This is a genomic window from Candidatus Zixiibacteriota bacterium (genome assembly GCA_020853795.1).
Taxonomy (GTDB): domain Bacteria; phylum Zixibacteria; class MSB-5A5; order CAIYYT01; family CAIYYT01; genus JADJGC01.
Window position 1 is genome coordinate 1 of the sequence record JADYYF010000202.1, and the last position, 3,229, is coordinate 3,229.

General features: G+C 59.5%; 4 protein-coding genes. All 4 read left to right on the forward strand.

The genetic code is table 11. From position 1 onward, the window contains the following. Positions 1-444, forward strand: a 444-nt coding sequence (locus IT585_15015; GenBank protein ID MCC6964561.1) for an efflux RND transporter permease subunit, incomplete at its 5' end; no start/stop codon positions are given. A gap of 294 nt (positions 445-738) precedes the next feature. Next, positions 739-1,830, forward strand: a complete 1,092-nt coding sequence (locus IT585_15020; GenBank protein MCC6964562.1) for a hypothetical protein — start codon at positions 739-741, stop codon at positions 1,828-1,830. 27 nt (positions 1,831-1,857) lie between these two features. After that, a complete protein-coding gene (locus IT585_15025; protein MCC6964563.1) occupies positions 1,858-2,700 on the forward strand; it encodes a hypothetical protein in 843 nt (280 codons plus the stop codon). Further along, positions 2,697-3,229 (forward strand): hypothetical protein (locus IT585_15030; GenBank protein MCC6964564.1); only part of this gene is annotated, 533 nt, incomplete at its 3' end. The genes IT585_15025 and IT585_15030, both read left to right, overlap by 4 nt.

The following is a 3,229-nucleotide window of genomic DNA, read 5'->3' on the forward strand; positions in this document are numbered from 1 at the left end:
CCGATCATCCTGATGGTTGTCATTCCGTTGTCGCTGATCGGGATCATGCCGGCGCATGGCATCATGGGAGCGTTCTTCACGGCCACGTCGATGATCGGTTTCATGGCGGGCGCCGGGATTGTTATTCGCAATTCGATCATTCTGATTGACTTCGCGGAGCTACGGCTGCGCGAAGGTCATTCTCTGGCCGAGGCGGTGATCGACGCCGGCGCGGTGCGGTTCCGTCCGATCCTGTTGACGGCGGGCGCGGTCATAGTTGGTGCGGGGATCATCCTCTTCGATCCGATTTTCCAGGGGCTGGCGATTGCGCTGATCGCCGGGGAAGTGACCTCGTTGATCATCAGCCCGGTGGCAGTGCCGTTGCTCTATTATATGGCGAATCGCAGGAAGTTTGAAGGAGCGCGGCAGTCGGTGCCGGCGACGGAGGCGGCGGTCGAGGGGTAGTAGACGGCGCATAACGGATGCCAGATCGACCGCAGCGTCGATCCAAGCCTGGATGAGTAATGGGCGGATGCCGGCAGTTGTCGGCTTCGCCCCGTTTTCTTCTGACCGCCAACGAATTCGAGGACCGTATCAGCGACGACTTGAGCCGGCGCGACTGTGCCTTGAGGGAGATAAGGGCTGTCACGATCCAGCTTGCTCGGCGGGGCGATTCGCGGTATCTTATGGAGGCAACCCTCGGGAATCCGGGGTGCATTAGGCTCAAGTCAACAGAATCGAATCACCAGGGCGACGCTCATGGGCAGGACAACAGGCGTACCGCACGATCAAGCGCCGGAAGTACTCAAGCGATTTCTGATTGCGCCAAAAGATTGCGAGCGATTCAGGGATTTCTATGAAGTGTCGTATCGGCTGACGGTTGCCGGTTTAGTCTACAAGCGCAATCGAGGCTACAAACTCCCCAGCTCCAGCGACGGGCCGAGCGGCGACATCAACCAGGCCGCATACGATATTTTGGGCGCGCTCTTGCGGCGCGACGGCGATCGCCCTTACCACATCATCTTCGATTACTACGAGAAACTTGGGATCAACGATTTTACCGGTTGCGAGGCGGCAGTGCTGTATGACCGGTTTCGGGCGCTGGTGCTCGGATTTGTTGGGCAAGAGCTGTTTCGCCTGCGCGGTCAAGAGGACCCCGGGGTGGCGAAGATCAAGGCGCGCATCTCGCATGTGCTGAAATCGCCGACATACACCCATGGATCGATCGATGACCAGCAGGGGTTGATCGGGTTGAGCGGTGCGCCGGACAACGACAGTGCCGGGCGGAATCTGATGCCGTACGAGGAACTTATGCGCCTGGTCGAAGAGTGCTATTTGGAGACCACGACAATGGAGCTTCTGGTCAGGCAGGTGTTGGAACGAACAGCCAATGACGAACGCTTTGCACCACGGGTCAGGCATCACGAGTTCACAAGGGCAGTCGTGACCGTGATCTGCAGGCACGTAGAAATTGAGGCGCCGGCGATCTCTTGCCTGCCGACAGCAACGCAGTTGGTGCTGCAGCAGGAAATTGAGAAGGAGTGCGAAGCGGCGATTGTTGTCGTGCGGCAGGATTGCGCCGGCCGATTTGTCATGAAGGGTAGAATTTCAGAAGTGGAGGCGGACCGGCTTGTCGAAGCGGCCGGGAGATATCTTGCCGACCTTGCGAACGGGGGAGCGACGGACCCGATACCGCGGTATTTTGGGGAGACCATGCCGGCCGAGGCGGTGGAGCGTTATCTGGCCGACTACAAGTACGTTTTTGAGACGATCATTGGCAGAGCGGTCGAAGAATTTCGCGGGCGCGTAAGGAATAATCCGACAATTCGGCGTCTTGGGTTCTATTTATGAAGTGGATGATTCCAGCAAGGGAGTGCCATGCACCCTTCACGCGATGAGCTCAGTCGCTATGTAACGATGAGCCGGGCGGGGCAGGCGACAGACGCGAATATCAGCGCCCATGTTCTGGTGTGCGAATTCTGCCGGGAGTATTGCGACAATCTGGCGGAATTTCTTCAAGAGGAAGAGCGCGCTTATCAGTTGGTCCGTTCGGTAGACGAGATGGTCTCGCGATTGGCTCAGACGCCGGCGCGGATTATTCCCCTGTCTCGATTAGATGATGCCGACTACAGGGAGCAACTTCTGGCAGCGGATTCCGGCGGCGCGAACACGCCATCTGCACGCAGTATCCTGGTGTCAGAGACTCAGGATCTGGTTGTGACGATTGCGAATGATCCGGCGGGGCAGAGTGCCCAGTTACAGGTCACGACGGCCGAGGCCAACGCCGCGGCGTTTCTGCTTCTGGAAGCGCCGGAGATCGGTCGAAGCTTTGTTACCGACGCCAATGGCCGGGTTGAAATCGAGCGGGACATTGTGAGCGATCCGGCCCGGCTCAAGTGGCAGGTTCGATTGCCGGATGCGGTCTTTGATTTGGAGCCGATCAGCGCCAATCCCGACCTGGTCCGCGCCAGCGCCGAGACGGAACTGACGACGCCACAGGGCGATGTGGTCAGAGTTTGGCTGTCGGATCACTCGGACGGGCTTTCAGTGGCGGTGCGCGTGGTTGCCTTGCATGGGCGTCGCGATTTCAAGCGGGCGCGGGTGATGCTGATGCAACCGGGCCTGGCGCTGATTGACGAGCAGACGGTGGACGGCACGTCGCTGTTCGGGTCGCTCGATTCGGCGCAGGCGATTTCGCTGCGGGTGTTTGAGACGCTATGAGTATTTCGCCGGTCAAGTTTGCGACGGCATTTGAGCGGCTCCGCAATCAACTGGGGGCGATCCAATCCGAGAGCGCGCGGCTGCAGCTTCTGATGACGTTTTGGCCGGAGATCAAGGCGGTCGAGGGAAATCAGACGTTCAGCGGCTTTGTCGAGGAATATGGCAGGCTGCTGGCGATGGCGCTGACGGCAGCGGCGATCGCTGATCTCGACGCGGACGGATTGGCGCAGCTTGAATCGCAAATTGCAGATCTGAGGGCGGTAGATATCGGCGCCGACAAGATCGCGGCCGTGAAATTGGGGCGGGCGCGTCTGCTGCTTTATCTTGGAGAGACGGAGGCGGGTGTGGCTGCGGTGGCAAGGGCGGCCGATCTCCAGTATGAACCCTCTGAGCATTGCGCAGGGGGCAGACTCCGGGACGAGTTTGAACGGTTCGAGCAAGCATACAACGCACTCCCGGAAACAGATCTCAAGCGTCACCTCCAGCCGATTCTGGAGGATTGGCAAGCGCGGCGCGAGGCGGTGCATCA